At 57.2% G+C, this 18,262-nt stretch carries 17 protein-coding genes and 1 tRNA gene; 5 read left to right on the top strand and 13 right to left on the bottom strand.

All coding sequences use genetic code 11. From position 1 onward, the window contains the following. Positions 1-103: 103 nt before the first annotated feature. A complete protein-coding gene (gene murI / locus AAFH99_RS11420) occupies positions 104-928 on the bottom strand; it encodes a glutamate racemase (RefSeq protein WP_406827790.1) in 825 nt (274 codons plus the stop codon). Between the two features lie 160 nt (positions 929-1,088). Between murI and rmuC the strand changes: the two genes are divergently transcribed. From rmuC to AAFH99_RS11405, 3 genes are read left to right on the top strand one after another with little or no spacing between them, the layout of a single operon-like run. Further along, positions 1,089-2,501, top strand: a complete 1,413-nt coding sequence (gene rmuC, locus AAFH99_RS11415) for a DNA recombination protein RmuC (RefSeq protein ID WP_406827789.1) — start codon at positions 1,089-1,091, stop codon at positions 2,499-2,501. A 3-nt stretch (positions 2,502-2,504) separates the two neighbouring features. Further along, the gene (locus AAFH99_RS11410; RefSeq protein ID WP_406827788.1) at positions 2,505-3,449 is read left to right on the top strand and encodes an AEC family transporter; all 945 of its coding nucleotides are present in this window, start codon (positions 2,505-2,507) and stop codon (positions 3,447-3,449) included. Next, a complete protein-coding gene (locus tag AAFH99_RS11405; protein WP_043316085.1) occupies positions 3,446-3,910 on the top strand; it encodes a DUF2489 domain-containing protein in 465 nt (154 codons plus the stop codon). Before AAFH99_RS11410 ends, AAFH99_RS11405 begins: the two co-directional genes overlap by 4 nt. Before the next feature lie 143 nt (positions 3,911-4,053). On the opposite strand, the gene trmA is transcribed toward AAFH99_RS11405, so the two are convergent. Beyond that, positions 4,054-5,142: a tRNA (uridine(54)-C5)-methyltransferase TrmA gene (gene trmA, locus AAFH99_RS11400; RefSeq protein ID WP_406827787.1), complete on the bottom strand. Its 1,089-nt coding sequence runs from the start codon at positions 5,140-5,142 to the stop codon at positions 4,054-4,056. Between the two features lie 147 nt (positions 5,143-5,289). Here trmA and AAFH99_RS11395 point away from each other — a divergent pair, with 147 nt between their 5' ends. Further along, complete coding sequence (locus AAFH99_RS11395; protein ID WP_406827786.1) at positions 5,290-5,697, top strand: secondary thiamine-phosphate synthase enzyme YjbQ; 408 nt, start codon at positions 5,290-5,292, stop codon at positions 5,695-5,697. A 19-nt stretch (positions 5,698-5,716) separates the two neighbouring features. Here AAFH99_RS11395 and ccoG read toward each other — a convergent pair whose 3' ends face one another. Beyond that, positions 5,717-7,069: a cytochrome c oxidase accessory protein CcoG gene (gene ccoG, locus AAFH99_RS11390; RefSeq protein ID WP_406827785.1), complete on the bottom strand. Its 1,353-nt coding sequence runs from the start codon at positions 7,067-7,069 to the stop codon at positions 5,717-5,719. 143 nt (positions 7,070-7,212) lie between these two features. Here ccoG and AAFH99_RS11385 point away from each other — a divergent pair, with 143 nt between their 5' ends. Beyond that, a complete protein-coding gene (locus AAFH99_RS11385; RefSeq protein ID WP_406827784.1) occupies positions 7,213-8,649 on the top strand; it encodes a PLP-dependent aminotransferase family protein in 1,437 nt (478 codons plus the stop codon). On the opposite strand, the gene AAFH99_RS11380 is transcribed toward AAFH99_RS11385, so the two are convergent. The 10 genes from AAFH99_RS11380 to AAFH99_RS11335 form a co-directional block, all read right to left on the bottom strand. Next, the gene (locus tag AAFH99_RS11380; RefSeq protein WP_043316093.1) at positions 8,646-8,990 is read right to left on the bottom strand and encodes a TusE/DsrC/DsvC family sulfur relay protein; all 345 of its coding nucleotides are present in this window, start codon (positions 8,988-8,990) and stop codon (positions 8,646-8,648) included. The two genes, AAFH99_RS11385 and AAFH99_RS11380, sit on opposite strands and share 4 nt — an antisense overlap. 15 nt (positions 8,991-9,005) lie before the next feature. Next, positions 9,006-9,287, bottom strand: coding sequence for a sulfurtransferase complex subunit TusB (gene tusB / locus AAFH99_RS11375; RefSeq protein WP_043316095.1), 282 nt, complete (start codon positions 9,285-9,287; stop codon positions 9,006-9,008). Between the two features lies 1 nt (position 9,288). Beyond that, on the bottom strand, positions 9,289-9,648 hold the full coding sequence (gene tusC / locus AAFH99_RS11370) for a sulfurtransferase complex subunit TusC (RefSeq protein ID WP_043317921.1): 360 nt from the start codon (positions 9,646-9,648) through the stop codon (positions 9,289-9,291). A gap of 4 nt (positions 9,649-9,652) precedes the next feature. Continuing rightward, positions 9,653-10,045: a sulfurtransferase complex subunit TusD gene (gene tusD / locus AAFH99_RS11365; protein WP_043316097.1), complete on the bottom strand. Its 393-nt coding sequence runs from the start codon at positions 10,043-10,045 to the stop codon at positions 9,653-9,655. 101 nt (positions 10,046-10,146) lie between these two features. Then, complete coding sequence (locus AAFH99_RS11360; RefSeq protein ID WP_043316098.1) at positions 10,147-10,827, bottom strand: Bax inhibitor-1/YccA family protein; 681 nt, start codon at positions 10,825-10,827, stop codon at positions 10,147-10,149. A gap of 224 nt (positions 10,828-11,051) precedes the next feature. Further along, a complete protein-coding gene (locus AAFH99_RS11355; protein WP_406827783.1) occupies positions 11,052-13,583 on the bottom strand; it encodes an endonuclease/exonuclease/phosphatase family protein in 2,532 nt (843 codons plus the stop codon). A 26-nt stretch (positions 13,584-13,609) separates the two neighbouring features. Then, entirely contained in the window at positions 13,610-14,890 is a 1,281-nt protein-coding gene (locus AAFH99_RS11350; protein ID WP_043316100.1) for a glycosyltransferase, read from the bottom strand. Then, complete coding sequence (locus AAFH99_RS11345) at positions 14,887-17,130, bottom strand: hypothetical protein (RefSeq protein WP_043316102.1); 2,244 nt, start codon at positions 17,128-17,130, stop codon at positions 14,887-14,889. The genes AAFH99_RS11350 and AAFH99_RS11345 overlap by 4 nt, the downstream gene beginning before the upstream one ends. Further along, positions 17,130-17,846: a TVP38/TMEM64 family protein gene (locus tag AAFH99_RS11340; RefSeq protein WP_406827782.1), complete on the bottom strand. Its 717-nt coding sequence runs from the start codon at positions 17,844-17,846 to the stop codon at positions 17,130-17,132. Before AAFH99_RS11340 ends, AAFH99_RS11345 begins: the two co-directional genes overlap by 1 nt. A 258-nt stretch (positions 17,847-18,104) precedes the next feature. Next, positions 18,105-18,192, bottom strand: a tRNA-Ser gene (locus AAFH99_RS11335). Positions 18,193-18,262: the final 70 nt, after the last annotated feature.

Raw genomic sequence — 18,262 nt, 5'->3', positions numbered from 1 at the left:
AGGCGAACCTGATTCTTAAAATTTTATGGGCGTGTATTGCGGGTAACAGTCGCGTTTTGCGGGGGACCTGTCAACGGTCGCGGGCGGGCTAAATAATCACCAGTTAGCTTACTGGCAGTCGCTGGGCGGGCGAGAACTCGGCAAAGGCGAGGGCGATCCGATGCTCTGCGTCCGGGGCGCTACTCAGTAGCTGGCTTGCGCCTGCCGTCTCTGGTAGCACCAGGTTCAGTTCCTCCAGCCACCATTGCACACGACGGGCGATGGCCGGGCCGGAGTCGAGCCAGCGGATACGCCGTGGCGCAAACGCGTCCAGTTCTTCTCGCAATAGGGGGAAATGGGTACAGGCAAGCACCGCGATATCCACTTTGTCGCCACCGGCGGTGTGAAATATACGGCGCAGTACCGGCTCCAGGTCGGCGGCGGAGATGCTGTCGCCACGGAGTTTTGCTTCAGCCAGCCGCACCAGTTCAGGTGCCGGCACATTGATTACCCGGGAGCCATTGGCGAACTGCTCGATCAGCTCGCGGGTATAGCGGCGGTTGACGGTACCCTCGGTGGCGATGAGGGCGATAACACCACTTTCGGTCTCCTGGGCCGCGGGTTTGATTGCCGGAACGACACCAACAACGGGCTGGCTCAGGGCTTCACGCAGTTGTGGCAGGGCCAAGGTGCTGGCGGTATTGCAGCCCACCACGAGAATATCGGCCCCGGTGGCTGCCATCATGGCGGAGGCCTGCTCAACGATACGCGGACGCAGCTCCTCCTCGCTTTTGGTGCCGTAGGGGTAAAAGCCGTTATCGACCCCGAAATGCAGTGTGAGCGCGGGTATCTGCCGGCGGATCTCGCGGGCAATACTGATGGCTCCGACGCCGGAATCGAATATCAATGCGCTGGGGGCCTTGTTAGAATGGCCGCTTCCATTGGGCATAACGAAAACCTGTTTCCCTCAATTCGGCAACCCGCTCACGTTGGCAGGGTGTGCTAATCGGGCCAAGAATACCGCATTCAGCGCCGGGACTGGCAGGTCATTTGCCCGCAGCGCGTCGCCTGGGTATTCCGGGCCACCTCAATAAGTTTAAGAGTTTTCTATGATTTCGTTTCCTCTCCAGGTCACTCTAGAGCAAGCGGTGCTGGCGGGTGTATTGGCTGTGCTATTTGTGACCATCGCTGCATGGATCAGTCGCTCTGCGGTCAACCGGCGCTTGCAGGCGCTGCAGGGAGAGCACCAGGTGGTGCAGGCGCAGCTCAACAGCAGCCGCGAGCAGGAATCCCGTTACGAGCTGGATATCCAGCAGTTGCGCGCGGAGCTGGATACAAAATCCACCCAGCTGGCCCGTTATCAGGTACTGGTAGAGAAGGGTGAGGCCGCGCTCGCAGAGCAGAAGCAGCAGCTGGAGCAGACCCGCGCCAGCATGACCCAGCAGTTTGAAAACCTGGCCAATCGCATCTTTGAAGAGAAGCAGCAGGCTTTCCAGCGCCGCAGTGAAGACAGCCTGCGCAAGAGTCTGGACCCGCTGGAGCGCCAATTGGGAGATTTCCGTAAACGGGTAGAGCATGTCTACGACCGTGAGAATGCCGAACGCAACAGCCTGATGGGGCAGATCAAGGCGCTGCGGGAACAGACCCAGCGCATCAGCGACGAGGCGCTCAACCTGACCTCTGCGCTTAAAGGCGACCGCAAGATCCAGGGCAACTGGGGTGAGGTGGTGCTGGAGCGCTTGCTGGAGGAATCCGGCCTGCAGAAGGGCCGAGAATACGAAACTCAGGTGAGCTTTACCAGCGATGGCCGCCGTCGCCAGCCGGACGTGATTGTGCGCCTGCCGGAGAACAAAGACCTGATCATCGATTCCAAGGTCTCGCTGGTGGACTACGAGCGCTATGCGTCCGCAGAAACCGACGAGGAACGCACCGCAGCACTGAAACAGCATGTGAATTCTCTGCGGGCCCATATCACCGGCCTCAATAAAAAAGCCTACGAGCAGCTGGAAGGGGTGCGCACTCTCGACTTCGTGTTTATTTTTGTCCCCATTGAAGCGGCGTACATGCTTGCCATGCAGGCAGACCCGGAGATGTTCCGCTTTGCCTACGAGCGTCAGATTGTACTGGTCAGCCCCACCACCCTGATGGCAACACTGCGTACGGTGGAAAATATCTGGCGCTACGAAAAGCAGAATAAAAACGCGGAAAAAATTGCCGATGAAGCGGGCAAGCTGCACGACCAGTTTGCACTGGTACTGGAATCTCTCGATAACCTCGGCAGCCGTATCCGCCAGGCCGATGAGGCCTATCAGGAAACCTACAAACGTCTCGCCACCGGCCGCGGCAATGCGGTGAAACGCATCGACAGCCTGCGCAAGCTTGGTGCCAAGACCCGCAAGCAGATTGCCGCGGACCTGCGCGAGAAAGCGGAAGACAGCCACAAGCTGCCATCACCGGAACCGAAAAAGGAAGCGTTAATCGAAACCGGCACCGAAACCGAAACAGAGAGCGAAGCGGAATAAGTTTTGAGCGCGATCTTCGAAACCTTTTCCTTCGCGCTTGCGGTCACCGCGCCGATTTTTCTTACCCTACTAGTGGGCTACGGACTCGCGCGGGTCAAACTGCTGAGTGAATCTTTTGTCGACGATGCGTCAAAACTGGTGTTTCTGGTAACGCTGCCGGCGCTGCTGTTCTTCAATATCTTCGGTTCCGACGCCCACCTGGGTGATGAATGGCCGCTGTTACTGGCGGGCTTGATCGGCACCATGCTGACGGTTCCCCTGGCCTGGGTGGTGGCGCGACCATTGGCCTACGGGGATCGCAGTGCGTTTATTCAGGGCGCTTTCCGCGGCAATCTGGGTATTATCGGCCTTGCCTGGGCGGCCAACGCCTATGGTCCGGCGGGCCTGGCGCAGGCGGCGCTGCTGATGGCGGTCATCACCATCTTTTACAATATCGCTGCGGTTGCGCTGTTTGCAGTGTATTCCCAGAAGGCCAGGTTCAGCTGGAGCAAGCTGCTAAAAGACATTGCCAGAAACCCACTGATCGTCGCGATTGTTACGGCGTTACTGGCAAAGGCAGTTGGGCTCAAGCTGCCGCACATGGTGGTGCAGACCGGCGAATATCTCGCTTCAGTCACCTTGCCTCTGGCCCTGTTGTGTATCGGCGCGACGCTGGATCTCAGTATGCTTCGCCGCAGCTCATTTGGCGCCTTTGCCGCAAGTGCTTTCAAATTGTTGATCGTGCCGCTGGTACTGTTGGGCATAGGCCTGATGTTTCGGCTGGATACCCAGTCCATGGCGATCCTGTTCCTGCTCGCCGCGACCCCGACGGCCTCTGCGTCGTTTATCATGGCGCGCGCGCTCGGTGGCAACAGCCAGCTTGCCGCCAACATCATCGCGATCAGTACACTCTTTTCTATTGTGACCGCCAGCCTCGGGCTGGCACTGTTGAAGGTAAACCTCCCATGACCGAAGTACCCGTGTGGATCCTGGTAGTTGCCGGGTTGATTATTCTTGTGCTCTCTGCCATCGCCACTTATTACTGCCTGGAACTGCGCGCCGCGCGCAAACGTCAGGCGCAGCAGCTGGCAGAGCTGGAAGCGGCGGCGGACGCGCAGCGGGAGAGGGTGAACAACAGTATTCAGATTATTGCGAAAACACTGCTGGAAGAGGGCGTGGGGCTGACCGAAGCATCCTTGCGTATCCGTGTTCTATTGGATTCGCTGCAGGTTGAGCCGGCGGTGAAAGAGGAATTTGTGGCGTTTTATCAGGTGGCGGACAAGACCAGCCATATTCCGATTCTGGAGGATTGGAAGAAGCTTTCCCGCAAGGAAAAGTTCGCGTTTGAGAAGGAAATGGTACGTATTGAAGGCGAGTACCGGGATTTTGCCCTGGATGCGGCCAAGCGGATTTTGGGGCGGAGTTTTTAATTTCGTTGGGAGCATCGGGTCGGGTTCAGTGCGACTGGATACCGGCCTGCGCCGGTATGACGATCCCGCCCTCCCGTCATCCCGGACTTGATCCGGGATCCAGCTTCTTTGGCCTTTACTATCCGGGCTCTACGATTAGCGCCTTACTTCTTCACCAGCAAAACCCCGGACTCCGTATGATCCGTATACGGAAACTGGTCAAAAATCGCAAAGCGCTTAATACGGTGGGTTTTGGTCAGTTCCGCCAGGTTCTCCAGCTGGGTTTCCGGGTTGCAAGAGATATACAAAATACGCGGAAAGCGCGCGATCATCGCACAGGTATCCGCATCCAGCCCGGCGCGGGGCGGGTCTACGAGTACGGTAGAAAAATCGTAACTGTCCAGATCAAAATCTTTCAGGCGGCGAAACGGCCGCACCTTATCAATGGCCTGGGTAAATTCCTCACTGGATAAACGCAGGATGGCCAGATTGTCGACGCCGTTCGCTGCGATATTTTCCTGAGCCGCATTCACCGATACCTTGGAAATCTCTGTCGCCAGCACTTGGCGGAAATTCTCCGCGAGGGGAATGGTGAAGTTGCCATTGCCGCAGTACAGCTCCAGCAGATCGCCCGTTTTGTCTTCACAGCAGCTCTTCGCCCAGCCGATCATTGATCGGCAGATTTCCCCGTTTGGCTGGGTAAAGCTCCCTTCTACCTGCTTGTACTGATACGTCCGCCCATTGATGTCGAGCTTCTCGATAACGTAATCCCGCTCCAGTACCAGCTTCTGTTTGCGCGAACGGCCGAGAATCGGAACGCCCAGACGTTCCTGCAGCGTGCGTACTTCCGCTTCCCACTCTTCACCCAGAGGTTTGTGGTAGATCAGCGTGATCAATGCATCGCCGCTCAGGGTGGTAAGGAACTCGGTGCAGAACAGGCGTTTGCGCAGGATTTCGCTGCCGTTGATGGCATCCAGTAAGGGCGGCATCAGGGCGTTGATCCGCTCGGAGCCCACGGTAAACTCTTCAATCACAAACGGTTTTTTGTATTCCCCCTGTTTGTACATGGCGTAATCCACACGGCCGCCGTCCTGCCACATCTTGAACTCGGCGCGCAGCCGGTAGTGGCTCGGAGGTGAGGGAAATACCTCCGGTTGCAGGTCGGTGTAGGGGGTATAGGCTTCCCGCAAGCGGGCCACTTTCTGGTCCAGTTGTTGCTGGTAGTCGTCGGTGTTTACGCGGTGAAGAGCCATGTGTGAAGCCGTTGTCGTTGAGATGCGTTATGGGAATGATTGCCGAAACCGGATGAAGGATCGTCGGGGCGCGGATTATAGCGGATGCGGCCTCCAGATAAACGGTTGCGGACAGCTGTTACAGGTGACAGAAACAAGAGACAGGAAATGGCGCTGGGTAGATTGGAAATTGTAGTGAGCGGGCAGGGGCTATACGAGTTTACCGCAGAGGTGAATCGCTGGCTGGCCGGTCAGAATTTATTCGGCAGCGGACTGTGCACCCTCTTTATCCAGCATACCTCTGCGAGTTTGCTGATTCAGGAAAATGCGGATCCAAGTGCCCGGGTGGACCTGGAAAACTGGTTGAACCGGCTGGTGCCGGAAAATGACCCCCTCTATACCCACACACTTGAGGGGCCGGACGATATGCCGGCCCATATCAAGGCCTCCCTTACTGCGTGTAGCCTCGGCATCCCGATGGACGAAGGCCAGCTACTATTAGGCACCTGGCAGGGTATTTACCTTTGGGAACATCGGCACCACCGCGGCACGCGGAATGTGATCGTGCAGGTCTGAGTGCTCAATCCAATGCCCGCTAAAATCGGCGAGTAAGAAACGTGGTTTCCTTGGTAGTTACCGAATCACCGCTACTGAACTTGAAGGCAAACGTCATTTTTGCGTGTTTCGGCGCAGTGGCACAGACGCGGTAGGGGAGCCAGGTCGCACTGTTTTCCCCGAGGTCGATACTCGGTGCGCCGAAAATTTTGAAACGGCCCGGTTCTGCGAGTGATACGGCAACCGAGCCCTGCTGCTTTTCGTAACCCTCTACTTTGATTTGGTAGTTGTTGCACACCGTATGCCGATCAATTCGGGTAAACAGCGCCGTACGATCCCGCCGAATCTCCACCAGTAGTTTGGTGGTATCGGTAAAGCCATAAATTACTCTGGTGAACGCGCACAGCATCACGAGGCCATAGCCGGCGAGTCGGGGGCGTAATATGTGGCTTGGTTCACCAGTCAATTGCGCTTCGGACGTGAAGCGAATCAATCCCGTCGGGCGCTCCAGCTTCGTCATTACCTGATCGCAGGCATCAATGCAGGCGCCGCAGTCGATGCAGGCGGCCTGCAGGCCATTGCGAATATCGATTCCGGTTGGGCATACCTGCTGGCAAATACCACAGTCCACGCAATCTCCCTCATTCCCATCTCCTTTTCGGCGGCTTGCCCGGGGCTCTCCGCGGTCTTTGTCATAACAGACTGTGTGCGTATCCGAATCAAACATTACGCTCTGGAAGCGGGCATAGGGGCACGCGTGCAGGCAGATCTTTTCTCTTACCAGCCCGGCATTGAGATAGGTTAATAGCGCAATGATAAGGACCCATGTCCAGGTGTCTGCGGACAGCTGGAGCTGCGTAGCGTCGGCGAAGAGTTCCCGAATGGGTACAAAGTAGCCGACGAATGTAACTGCAGTGGCGAGCGCAAGAGCGCTCCAGAGCAGATGTTTTAGCAGGCGCCGGACAATCATTGAACCCGATAAAGGCAGTCGTGCTTCGCGCGCTCGCGTGTGGGCTTTGCCTTCGGTGAAGTCTTCAATACGGATAAACATCCAGGTCCATATGCTTTGCGGGCAGGCAAAGCCACACCAGACGCGCCCCCAGGCGACCGCGAGAAAAAACAGAAGGCTGGCGGCGGCAATCAGCAGGCCAGCGAGAAGAGAAAGGTCCCGCCACGAGATGGCATTGCCGAAAAACAGTATCCGGTGCTGTTCGAAGGAAAATAACAGCAACGGCTCGCCATTGATCTGCCCCCATACAAGAGCAAAATAAAGAGCCATCAGTGGCCAACTGGTCAACCTGCGCAGGTTCTGAAAGCGACCTTCGGTCAGTCTGACGTGCAGCTTACCGTCCGGTTCCGGGGTGTAGTCCTGCACTACGGGGATCTTTTCCATGGTGACTTATCCGCTAGAACTTTAGCGCGGAGCCTATAGGGAGTTCTTTGGTAGGGTCAGGGATAATAAAAATAATTATAATAGGTACAGATTGGTGCCGGGATCCGCTCTGGTCCCGTAAGGCTTAATGGAGGTGTGCCGGAGTGAGCGAGCAATTTCGATACGAGGCGTTGGAGACCTGGCTCGAGCAGGGCATCCGGGAGCAGCGTTGGCGTGGGGGAGAGCGACTACCTTCGATTCGCGCATTGTGCCGGGATCGACGGCTGTCTAAAGCGACGGTGCAACACGCGTTGCAGCGGCTTGAGTCCCGTGGATTGATTGAGGCGCGCCCAAAGGCCGGTCACTTCGTCGCCATTCGCCCGCCGAGCGTCCAGCAGCCGGTCAGCCGCGCACGTATCGAGGCGCCGCACCCGGTCACGGTAAGCGAGCTGTTGCTCGATATCATGGGACGTAACGCGGCATTTGATCTATTGCCGACATTCACCGGGACTGAGCCTCCGTCTGGTATTGTCGCGCTCAATCGGGCGATTGCGCGGGCATTGCGGCGGCCGTCACAGGGCAGTTATCAGTACTACGACGAGCCAGCCGGTGATGCAGGCTTACGGGAGCAGCTTTCGATTTTGATGGCGCGGCGTGGCTGCCGGGTTGGAGCGGACGAGCTTTGTATAACGTCCGGTTGCCAAAACGCACTGTTTCTCGCGCTAATGGCCAGCTGTAAGCGCGGTGATGTAGTAGCCGTTGAATCGCCGGGCTTCTATGGGGTGATGCAGCTGCTCGAATACCTTGAGCTGCAGGTAATCGAAATTCCCGCAGCGGTTGATACCGGTATGGACCTGGATGCGCTGGATGAGGTGTTACGTCGCTGGCCGGTGCGCGCCTGTATCGTGTCCCCGTCGTTTGCCACACCTGGCGGTGCACTGATGCCGGAGGTAGGCAAGCAGCGTTTGCTGGCGCTTGCCGAGGAGTTTGATCTTGCGGTGATCGAGGACGACATTTACGGCGATACCGGGTTCACTTCGGTGCCGGATCCTCTCAAGGCACTGGATCGCAACGATCGGGTCATTCTGTGCAGCTCATTCTCCAAAAGCCTCTCCCGGGATCTGCGCCTGGGGTGGGTTTCCGGTGCGCGATGGCACCGCAAGATCCTGCAGACAAAACTGGTCACCCAGTTGGCTGGCAGCCGCTACCTGCAACAGGGGGTTGCCGCATTTCTCGCCGATGGAAGCTACGCTGCGCACCTGCGTCGCTTGCGTGGAGACTTGCGCGCAAGGCACGATCACTTGCGTGCAATACTGGGAAAATGGCCCGGCGAAGTCCGTGTGAGCGTTCCGCAGGGAGGTCTCGCGGCGTGGGTTGAACTGCCGGAGCAAGTTGACACGCTTGCCGCTTATCCGCTCGCACTGGAACAGGGAGTGGTGATAACCCCGGGTCCACTGTTTTCTGCCTCGGGACAATTTGGCAATTGCCTGAGAATCAGTTTTGCACACCCGTGGCACCCGGCGCGCCGAGAAGCGCTCGCGTTATTGCCGCGGATATTCGGGCTGACGGACGCCCAACGGGGAAATGCTGGAAACCGTTAAAGGCAGTTGGTCGGCTTGGGAAGCCCTGCGATCTTACTTCCGATTTTTGCGGGGCTCGGCGGGAACAGCTGCATCAAAAATATGCTGCGCCCCTTCTCTGGCCCAAGGTGCAGGCCGATGTACTTAACGAGCGGTCGCATTGCGGGCGACAGTTCAAACTCACGGTAAAACGCCTGTAGCAGGCGAATAACTTCCCAGTGGTCGTGCGTCAGTTCAATCTTTTCCTGAGCGGCAATTGCGCTGGCAACTTCCGGGCTCCAATCATCGAGATTACGCAGAAATCCCTCTTTATCCAGTGGGATTTCGCGGCCTTCGATCACCAGTGTTGCTGTCTGTTCCATTTTTCTGGCTCCCGGCTATCTAAACCAGCTGACGATCGGCGTGTGCTCGACACAAAGGGTGACCCAGCGCAGGTCATCGATGGCCGTGAGATCGGGTGCAATGGCAATGCCGCGGGCTTCGGCGTCGGCGCTCAGCACGAACACGTCATTCTCGGGGAGTTCGAGCGGAGCTTTTTCCTGTGCAGCGTAAACGCCGTCCTCTATCAGGAGTAATGCATCGCCTTCCGCAAATGCATTGAGGCAGTCGCGCAGAGCACTGCCCGCATGGGGAGACTGGTTGACGATATGTAAAGTCATGTCAAAAACTCAAAACCTGATCGAAGCGACGGATTAATGACCCAGGGTCTTCCAGCAGTTGTACATCGGCGCCGGTGAGCTGTAGCTGCGACAGTGCAAGGCCCCGTTCAGTGGCGCTTCTCTGGCAAATATAAATCCGCTCTACCCCGAACATCGGCAGTGCCTGAAGGTTGCGATACAGGCTCTTTTCGGCGATGGCTTGCGGATTTTGCGCAAGCAGCTGGTATACCCCGTCATTGATAAACAGGACTTCCGGGATCTGATCCATGGCGGCGCACGCGAGTACGGCTTCGAGACCCTCTCGGGCGAATGTCGTCCCGTAGGGCGCATGGCGACACAAAGCGAGTATGGAATTCGTCACAGGGTCAGCCTCCAAAGCTCACAAGGCGGTCGCTGAGTGCGGTCGCTTCCGCCAGTTGTCCGAGCCCTGCCAGGGTAAATCCATCGGCCAGGTTTGCAGCGGGCCGTTCCAGGCGATTCGCCTCGCTTTCACTCAGCACGCCGCGGCGCTGGGCGGCGGCGATGCAGACCGTGAGGTCGAGCTGGTGGGATTGCTGCAATGCCTGCCACTGGCGGAGGAGATCCTGCTCGTCTTGCGGTGGCGTCGCCAGGGCGCTGCCGTTGTGAATGCCATCCCCGTAGAAGAACACCCGGAAAATCGAATGTCCGGATGCCAGCACGGCTTTGGCAAAACGCAGGGCGGTGCCTGCGCCCTGAGCGCTGTGGGGAGCGCCGTACACCACGAGAGTAAATTGCATGGGTGTAGCCACCTGATAAAGCCGGATTGGGTCAGTAAAGTCTACCGATAAAAAAATGCCCCGCAGAGCGGGGCACCGTTAGAACCGGGTCAGCGGGCTCATCAGTCGTCGGATGCGAAACCGAAGATGTGCAGCAGGCTGGTGAACAGGTTCAGAATGTTCAGGTACAGAGAAGTGGTGGCCATGATGTAGTTGGTTTCACCGCCGTTCACGATACGGCTGGTATCGTACAGGATGAAGCCGGAGAACAGCAGGGCGATCACACCACTCAGAGCAACGCTGGCCAGGGGCATGTACACGCCGAAGAAACTGGCGATCATCATACCGATCGCGCAGACCAGTACTGCGATCAGGCCGACAAACAGGAAGCCACCCATAAAGCTGAAGTCTTTGCGAGTGGTCAGCACGTAGGCCGACAGTGCGAAGAAGATCAGCGCGGTGGTTCCCAGAGCCTGCATCACCACTTGGCCGCCACCGGCCAGGCCGAGGTAGTGGTTCAGCATAGGGCCAAGGGACGCGCCCAGCAGGCCAGTGAATGCAAATACTACGCCTACACCTGCGCTGGAGTTAGCGGTGCGTGGCAGAACGAACCAGACCAGGGCAATGGCTGCGATAGAGCAGATCAGGCTCATGCCGCGGCCCATGCCGATGGCCATGGAAACACCGGCAGTGACTGCACTGAACAGAACAGTCATGGCCAGCAATGCGTAGGTGTTACGCAGTACTTTGGCGGACTCCGAGCGGTCCAGCGCTCGGGACTGTGTATAAACTTCGGGCTGCATTAGCGTCTCCTGCTAGTGAATATAAAATCTGTTGGGATCATATAACCAGTGCTTTAGACCTTCAAGTAGGCGTCAGGTTCTGTGAATGCCCGATCCTTGGTGAAATATAGCGTGTACCAGTATCGCATTGGAAACACTGTGTTCGCTATGGCCGTCTGAGCGCGTTGGTACTCCTTTTCAGTAAATGGGGGCGCAGGGCAGAAGTTGCAAGATGACTCGGTAGTTTAGCTGTCGTCTGCCGTACCGGGGGCGTCAATGGGAATCTTGAGGTCGACAATCAGCGGCAAATGGTCGGAGGCCAGGCGTGTCAGTTCACTGCGTGGTACGTGCACATCGGTGACTTTGAGTTCCGAATCCACGAATACGTAGTCGATCCTGGCTTTTGGCAACCGGCTGAAGAATGTGCCTTTGGGTTTGTGCCCGGGAAGTTGCAGCTGTGCATCTTCCAGAACGCTGGTGAGCCGCCTGATTTCCGACGCACTGGGAAGTGCGTTGAAATCGCCTACCAGTATCCTGGGCTTAGGGCACTCGGGGTTTCCTATCCAATTGGGCCCGAGCAAGGCGTCGACTTGACGCAGCCGCTCACCCTTCGATAGCCCCAGGTGGGTATTGAATACCTGAAGTAGGGTGCCGTGAAAATTAATCTCCATCCAGAGTGCACCGCGAGGTTCTGCAAATTTGTGCATCCGAGAGTGTTCGGATGGCCCGGGAAAAATGTCTTTCTTGACCAGGCGCATTGGCAGACGCGTCATGATGGCATCGCCGTAGCGTTCGTCTTCCAGGTGCATGGCGGGCTGGAAGTGGCAATCCATGGACAGCAGGCGGGAGATCTGGTGGGCCTGATCCACGCCGCCGGTGCGCTGTCTGCGCACATCTACTTCCTGTAGCGCAACGATATCCGGTGAGTAACGTGCGATGACCCGGGCGATCCGCTCGGGGGAGAGTTTTCCGTCCATACCCTTGCAGATATGTACGTTGTAGGTCATCACACGCAGCTTCCGATAGTCCTGCCTGTCCGATGCCTTCTGGCGCCGGCCTGAGGTGATTATGGGGGCCGCTTTCGCAGGAATATTTGGCGGCGCTGACTTGAGCTTCTGTGCCGGTTGCGCGCGTAGAAAAGCAAGTGCTGCATTGCGCAAGTCTCTCGGCCGCCAGTGGCCGCGACCGTCGTCGGGAAAGTGAATATCACCGGGCATCAGCGCAAAGCCATGGGTCTCTTTGCGGCTTGCACCGCCATGACTACCACACTCGATGGCGAAGGTGATACTTTCACCGCCTGCGCACCAGCCGCTTGCGATAAAATCTCCGGCTTCAGGGTGTCGGCATAGGTGTGCCAGGTCTTCGGTGGTTTCCTCTAAAAACGGATGATCATTGCCGAGTACCTTGTGTCCGTCTTCCGGCAGTGAAAAGGCGCCCTCACGCCACCAACCCTTGATCTTGCTCAGCTGCTTGCCGTCTTCTCCGATTACACGTTCCTGGTGATCTGCATAAAGCACCATGGGTGCTTTTGCTTGTTCCACAAGAATGCGGGCGATGGTCTGTTGGGGGATGTCTTTGCAGTGGATGTTGTAGAGCAGCGCCAACGGCCCCATGGCCGAAAGCGCCATGGGGGCATCCTGGTCCCGCTGTTCATCGGCAGTTTTTACCGGAAACAGTTTCTGCACCCATTGGCCACCAAACAGTCGGACCCGTTGTAGCTGCACTCCGCGATCGGAATTAGATCTGCCGCCGCCGGGAGTCTTCTGTAAGCCAGACAGCGCCTCACTCACGGCGTCGGCAAAGCTTCGGCCGTGCAGGTCTTCGTACGGCGTGGTGTCATCCTGTCCGTGGTCAGAGTAGATCCACACATCATAATGGCGCCGGGACGAGCGATGTGCGGCGCGCCAGATTCTGGCAACGGCGTCGTCAATCCCCTTAAGGGTCCAATGTGCGAACTTTGAGCTGGGGCCGCGACGATGGGATTGCTCATCGTACCCGAGAAGATTTACATAAATAATCGGTAGCCCGCGGGCAATATCGATCTTTACCCCGACCGTGGATAGCTCGCGCATCAGAATGGTGATGGCGATACGGGTCGGGATAAACATGAGCTCCCGCATAAAGTCCTGGCCTTTTATGAGGCCGCGAAAGAAATCGACAATGGACAGCACCAGTTCAAGCAGCAGTAGGCCGATGGTGCGAATAAGGCTCCACAGGTTGGCAAGCACCATCGTAATCAGCGCCAGTGGACCTGCCTCTCGCAGCGACGACCCCCATCCCTTGGAAGCCGGGCAGAAGTGCGCTTCATCATTGTCTGCGCCACCGCGGAATGAGCTTACATAGCAGCTTCCCCCCTTTAACAGCGGCTGGTGGCCTTCGTCCAGCAGCCGCTGTTCTACCTTATTTGCTCCGTGCGACTCGTACATGCGCAGCATTTCGTGGGAGTCTGCAGACATGAACCCGAAAGCCGGAACTGCCGCCCTGACACCGTAAAAAACTTCTGCCTGTACGGCTGGGGTGGTTGCCGGTACCCCGGAATACCAGTCGTCCACATGGTAGTGCTCGCGTTCAATCAGTTTCTTGAGAAAGGGCAGTTTGCCTTCGGCCAATGCGCGATCAAACTGCGGCCTGGCCAGTCCGTCAATCTGGATCAGAACCAGCGCAGGGGCATCGGGGTCACGCTCATTGATCCGCAATTTCATCATGCGCGCCAGCCATTCACTGCGGCTGACGCGCCGGCGCCAGATTCGGAGGCGGGTGGCAATTCGGGTTAGCATTCGGGGCCTTTCAGCTCGCGTTGAATTTAGAGTTTACTTTTCCCGGTGTTATCCAGAGCAGCACTGGCCGCGCTGGTAACACCTTCAAGGATTTCCCACTGAGCACCGATGGTGTTGCGCAGGCGCATCCATTGGGCATAAAGAGAGTCGTCCACCGGCCAGTGTTGATGTACCAGTGACTGGTAGTGGGACAGCGCAGCGGCCGCGCAATTTTCCATGGAATAGCGCTCGGCGGTTTGTCGGGCACTTCGGCAAAGTGATTGGTATTCCTCAGACGGCAGGTCGTTCACCCACTGTAAACCGGCGACCAACTCACGCTGACAGTGATTGAGAATCAAACGGCCATTAATTCGGTCATCAACGACTTCTCGGCAACCACTGGCATCCAGGGCGACAACGGGTACCCCAGCGGCCATAGCCTCCGTCAACACCATACCCTGGGTTTCGCTGGTGGAGGAAAAGCCAAATACGTTCATGGCACTGTATGCGTCTCGTTGAGCTTCCCCCTGCAAAATGCCGGTGAGATGCAGTCGTTTTTCCAGTCCCTCGTCGGCAAAGATTCGGGTTATGCGCCCCTGTAGAGGACCACTGCCAACCACCATGAAGTGTGCACATTCATTGCGCAGTGCAAATTCGACGACAGCGCGGGATAGAAACTCAAGGTTCTTTTCTTCTGCGAGCCGCCCCAGGTGCCCAATCACAAAGGCATCTTCGGGAATATCGTATCGCGCCCGTGCAGCTCGACCGTCGCCATTGCGGTAGTCGTCAAGTTTGACCCCAGTGGGCACAACCTGGATCGGCGACTTGACTCCGCGTTCACGCAATAGATCTGCAACGCTTTCGCTGGGTGCAAACACCATACTGGCAAGATTGCTATAACGGGTTGCCAGCTCAATAACGAAGCGTTTGAGCGCCTCTGAATCCGCGGGAACATAGTGGGTGTAGCGTTCATAAAGTGTGTGGTGGGTAAATATCAGAGGCAGTTCGCGGCTGCGGGCAATACGCAGTGCAGTCATGCCCAGTAAAAAGGGGTGGTGCGAGTGCACCAGGTCCGGCTCGAAAAAATCCAGGCGCTCGGTGAGCTCTCCGGAAAGTGGCAGTGCCACGGAGAAATCGCTGCCGTTAAAATTCTGAATTGCAGGGATGCGTACAACGTCTTTTTCGTTGTCGATCTTCTCGGCGAACTCTGGAGCGACCACCAGTACATTGTGCCCCTGTTTTCGGTACTCCCGGCAAAACGCATCAACCGATCGCGCAACACCGCCCACATGTGGTAGGTAGGTGTTGGTGAGCATGACGATATTCACAGAGGTTCGAGCTCCATCATTTCGGTATCCGGGCCAGCGACTTCCGCCCGATAGCCAAATGCGCGCACTTCGATCGCCGGCGCTTCGCGGTGCCAATTGCCCTTCCAGGAAATACGTGGCTTCTCGCCGGGAATAATTTCAAGGGAAATAGTGCCGAAGTGTGTGGGTGCCGGGCCAAAGCGGATAGGGCGCTGTGCTGTGCCGTCGCTTAACCATTCGGGTGGTAGTCCGGAGGCAAGAATGAGTGTCTCGCCTTCTTCGCGCACAAAGCAGTTGCGCTGCATGGTAACCCACTCGGCTGCCGCCCAGGCGTGCTGTCCATCCCCCATGCAGCCGCCAAAAGAGTGCGGGTGTATCGCCTCTGGCCACTGCCCTGTAGGTGTTGCAAGCCTGGCGACATTGCGCATCAGATCAATGCAGCGCGGGTCGCCCGCGCGCAGAAGAATCTGCGCCACGTGGATAGTCAGATACGCATTGATACCGGAGTGGATCATGTCCTGGAAAAACCCGCCTGATACAAAGCAGTTTTCCAGTAGAAATTCGGCGAGGTCCAGCAGTCGGGGGTCGTCCGCATCGTACAGCTTGAGTGGGTAGCCCGCAGCGATGGAACCGATGGCGCCCGCGTCGAGGCGGCGCTTGGGAGATGCCGGCATTGCCGGCCGTCCGAGGCGCTTGGCACACCCATTTAATATCTCATCCACCGTCAACATGAAGTCGTCGGCGTGATTTTGAAATATTTCCGCGTCTTGGCGTTGGCCTTCGCGCTCGCAGATGGCAACCGCCGCCTGTTGGCCGGCAATGCCCCAGAAGTCGTCCCAGAAGTAACAGTCATTTGGGCCCAGGTGTTCCGCACTAAAGCCTGCTGGCAGCAGGCCGCCGGTTAGGCTACCGTCTTTTGCCTGGCGTTTGTTGTGAATCCAGTGGGCCCCGCGCAGGACCGGATCGAGCCACTCCGCTTTAAGTTTCGAGTTGGTAATACGGCAGTACTGGTCGATGATCCACAATGCCTCCCCATTGGAGTCCCATTCGCCATCCTGAGAGTGGAAATAGCCATTGCGTTTCTGTCTGGAAGGGAATCGCTCCAGGGCGCGCTCAGCACGCTCCAGTAAACCCGCATGCAGTAGCGACTGAATCATGAAGGCGGCATCCCGGAACCAGAACCGCTTGTACGTGTAAGGGCCGGGGTAAACATCGTGCGGGGAGTGTAGGATCAATGTGCGCACTGCGGCGTCATACATGAATTGCATCTGCGAGTCGGGCACCGTCAACGCGCAGTGTTTCTCGAGGTTATGGGCCCAGCCGGCCGGTGCATTGCCGAGGTTCAGTTTGCAGTGCTGCGGAATGGTAACCAGGGTATCCAGTGTTTCCCCCGGCTCGATTCGGAAGAGTGCGGCAGCGGTTGCCATGCCGACTTCGCACTCCGCATGGTTTTCGTTTCCTTCTTCGCGCAGATAGAGTGCGATGTCGCCTTTCTTGTAGTCGGACGCGTGGTGACGATCAACGGTGCGATCAAACAGGATGCGGTCCTTGCCGTCCACCAGCCACCGGTCCCTGCTGCTTTCAAGGGTGACTTTGTGAATGAACGCGACGCCTTCCGGATTGCACGGACGCAGGGCGACCACAAGCCAGCCACCCTTGTTATGCGTGGCTTTTAGCCGCAGGTGGCAATTGTTGGCGCGTTCATCCAGTTCCGCCCATACGCGGGCGTTGAGGTTGCATTGCTCCGAGCCAGACTCCGTCACCACTGCGACGCCGCCCTCCAGGTCGAGTTGCTGGGAGACGTCATCCCGTTGTGAGGGATACAGATTTTCACCGTCGTTTCCAATGATCCAGGTATCGATCGACCATCCATCGTAGTGGGGTGTTAGCAACCCACGGGGATCGACAATCGGCATTTCTTCACTGCCCGGAACACCGACCGCAGTCCAGTTTCGATGGCTTAGGTTGCAATGTGTGATGGAAAAAGCGCGCGGTATAAACGATATATCTGCCGGATCGAACTGGCGCTCAATCCAGTACGGCCAAACCCAGTCGAGATTGTGCTGGATGACTTTACTGTTCATCAGTGCGCGCGCATGGAAAATGACGCCAGCACGCAGTAGCTCGATTGGCTCGCTGACTTCAGACGGTTCCGCGAACCGTTGTAAGCGTGCCATTACCGCAAGTGGGTCGAGGAACCCATGCGCCGTAGCGAATTTGCGTACGAAGAACCGCCAGGGAAGCCATTTCATCCAGGGCATCAAAGCTCTCCTTCATCGATTTTATGGCCGATTTTTTGATTGAGCGCGCGCCGGGCCATGCGGGTCAACCCTATGATCGCGATAACAGCGAGCAGAAACCCAAGACCGTAGAGTGTCCACTCTGTTGGTGTCCGGGCGCTACGCTCGCTACCAATACTGGCGAGGTCTGCGGCGATCGAACCCACATAGACGTTATTGACTGTGATGGGAATAACGCCGATGAAGTTCCCGATGCAGAAATCCCGGAACCGGACCGGCGTGAGTCCAAAGAAGTAATTGGACAGTTTGAACGGGAACAGGGGCACCATGCGTGTCAGCATGATCATTCGCCAACCTTCATCTCGCAGAATTTCACCCAGGTCTGGAGGTTTCACTTTGGAGAGCAGCCAGTTGGAGGCGCGCTCGCCCAGTAGGTAGCGCGATATCAGGAAGGCTATGGCGGCGCCAAGCACTGTTCCCAGCACCACATAAATCGTTCCCTTGATTACCCCAAAGACGAAGCCGGCTCCCATGGTGAAGATGACACCGGGGAAAAGACACACGATGGCAAGGGCAATTACCAGGGCAAACCAGATACCAGCTTGCCAGCCGAGCGTGTCCATCCACTGCATCAGTTCGATGAGGCGGTCGTCGAGATCAAAGTAATGGAGGATCGCGAGTACCGTGACCACGGTCACGCTACAGATTACGATCAACCAGAGAGGATTAAATTTCACGCCACTCCTATGCATGGCTGCGTAACGGGTGAATAGGGGCGCTGAACGGGTTCAGGCGTCTTTCTTTAGGTTAGACAATTGGGGGAGGGGAGTTGGGATGTTTAGGTGGATGGGGGGCGTTGCCTGCTGGCCGGGATTTGCTTCGCTCGCTGCTCATCGGGCTTCGCCCTGCGAGTTGAAACGGGGGCTCTCATCCAGGTTTGCCCCACCGCCATACGCAAAAAAGCCCGACTGTTTCCAGTCGGGCTTTTTTGCGTATGGCGGTGGGGCAGGGATTCGAACCCTGGGACCTGTTACAGTCAACGGTTTTCAAGACCGCCGCTTTCGACCACTCAGCCACCCCACCAAATTGTGCTGCGCATTATACCGAGCTGTTTTGCGGGTACAAGTGCGCAGCGAATTTTTTTAGTAACTTC

The sequence above is a fragment of the Microbulbifer sp. ARAS458-1 genome (genome assembly GCF_045348205.1).
Classification (GTDB): domain Bacteria; phylum Pseudomonadota; class Gammaproteobacteria; order Pseudomonadales; family Cellvibrionaceae; genus Microbulbifer.
The sequence above is the reverse complement of the archived record's forward strand: the minus strand, read 5'-3'. Positions and strand labels throughout refer to the sequence as shown.

What these genes read in the sequence shown, in the direction of transcription:
- ccoG (WP_406827785.1), bottom strand. Translation starts at nt 7,069, where the DNA reads ATGGAAAAGATCCCCGTAGTGCAGGACTACACCCCGGAACCGGACGGT.
- AAFH99_RS11395 (WP_406827786.1), top strand. Translation starts at nt 5,290, where the DNA reads ATGGCGCTGGGTAGATTGGAAATTGTAGTGAGCGGGCAGGGGCTATAC.
- AAFH99_RS11355 (WP_406827783.1), bottom strand. Translation starts at nt 13,583, where the DNA reads ATGCTAACCCGAATTGCCACCCGCCTCCGAATCTGGCGCCGGCGCGTC.
- AAFH99_RS11405 (WP_043316085.1), top strand. Translation starts at nt 3,446, where the DNA reads ATGACCGAAGTACCCGTGTGGATCCTGGTAGTTGCCGGGTTGATTATT.
- rmuC (WP_406827789.1), top strand. Translation starts at nt 1,089, where the DNA reads ATGATTTCGTTTCCTCTCCAGGTCACTCTAGAGCAAGCGGTGCTGGCG.
- AAFH99_RS11360 (WP_043316098.1), bottom strand. Translation starts at nt 10,827, where the DNA reads ATGCAGCCCGAAGTTTATACACAGTCCCGAGCGCTGGACCGCTCGGAG.
- AAFH99_RS11345 (WP_043316102.1), bottom strand. Translation starts at nt 17,130, where the DNA reads ATGCCCTGGATGAAATGGCTTCCCTGGCGGTTCTTCGTACGCAAATTC.
- murI (WP_406827790.1), bottom strand. Translation starts at nt 928, where the DNA reads ATGCCCAATGGAAGCGGCCATTCTAACAAGGCCCCCAGCGCATTGATA.
- AAFH99_RS11380 (WP_043316093.1), bottom strand. Translation starts at nt 8,990, where the DNA reads ATGGAACAGACAGCAACACTGGTGATCGAAGGCCGCGAAATCCCACTG.
- tusB (WP_043316095.1), bottom strand. Translation starts at nt 9,287, where the DNA reads ATGACTTTACATATCGTCAACCAGTCTCCCCATGCGGGCAGTGCTCTG.
- trmA (WP_406827787.1), bottom strand. Translation starts at nt 5,142, where the DNA reads ATGGCTCTTCACCGCGTAAACACCGACGACTACCAGCAACAACTGGAC.
- tusD (WP_043316097.1), bottom strand. Translation starts at nt 10,045, where the DNA reads ATGCAATTTACTCTCGTGGTGTACGGCGCTCCCCACAGCGCTCAGGGC.